The 744-nt window shown below is 49.6% G+C and carries 5 tRNA genes; all 5 read right to left on the minus strand.

Annotation, left to right across the window (positions count from 1 at the left end):
* Positions 1–2: 2 nt before the first annotated feature.
* Positions 3–75 (minus strand) — tRNA-Asp (locus UB32_RS07005).
* 39 nt (positions 76–114) lie between these two features.
* Positions 115–188: transfer RNA gene (locus tag UB32_RS07010), tRNA-Met, on the minus strand.
* Positions 189–313: 125 nt separating this feature from the next.
* Positions 314–389 (minus strand) — tRNA-Val (locus UB32_RS07015).
* Between the two features lie 96 nt (positions 390–485).
* Positions 486–557: transfer RNA gene (locus UB32_RS07020), tRNA-Glu, on the minus strand.
* A 17-nt stretch (positions 558–574) separates the two neighbouring features.
* A tRNA-Ser gene (locus UB32_RS07025) sits at positions 575–666 on the minus strand.
* Between the last annotated feature and the right edge of the window lie 78 nt (positions 667–744).

Below are 744 nucleotides of genomic sequence, written 5' to 3' on the forward strand. Positions count from 1 at the left end.
GGCGGTCCCGACCGGGATCGAACCGGCGATCTCCTGCGTGACAGGCAGGCATGTTAACCGCTACACCACGGGACCAAATCTCTTCAAGTGAGTAACTTGAAAAGGAATTAATGATTGCGGGGGCAGGATTTGAACCTGCGACCTTCGGGTTATGAGCCCGACGAGCTACCGAACTGCTCCACCCCGCGACGGTAATAAATGGTGATGAAATTTTCATTCAGGACGATTATTTTCGCTACGCGAAAAATTAAGGAAGATTATTTTCGCTACGCGAAACACTAAGGAAGATTATTTTCGCTACGCGAAAAAATCTTGGTGGAGGATGACGGGATCGAACCGCCGACCCTCTGCTTGTAAGGCAGATGCTCTCCCAGCTGAGCTAATCCTCCATTTGTAATCGTTACTTCGATAAAGTTAAGGATGATTATTTTCGCTTACGCGAAAAATTAAGGACGATTATTTTCCCTTACGCGAAAAAATCTTAGTGACCCCTACGGGATTCGAACCCGTGTTACCGCCGTGAAAGGGCGGTGTCTTAACCGCTTGACCAAGGGGCCATTTGTACAAATTTCTATGGCGGAGAGCAAGGGATTCGAACCCTTGAGACAGCGTTGACCGTCTACACGATTTCCAATCGTGCTCCTTCGACCTCTCGGACAGCTCTCCAAATTGGCTCCGCAGGTAGGATTCGAACCTACGACCGCTCGGTTAACAGCCGAGTGCTCTACCACTGAGCTACTGCGG

It is taken from the genome of Mesobacillus subterraneus, assembly GCF_000934845.1.
Lineage (GTDB): Bacteria > Bacillota > Bacilli > Bacillales > Cytobacillaceae > Mesobacillus > Mesobacillus stamsii.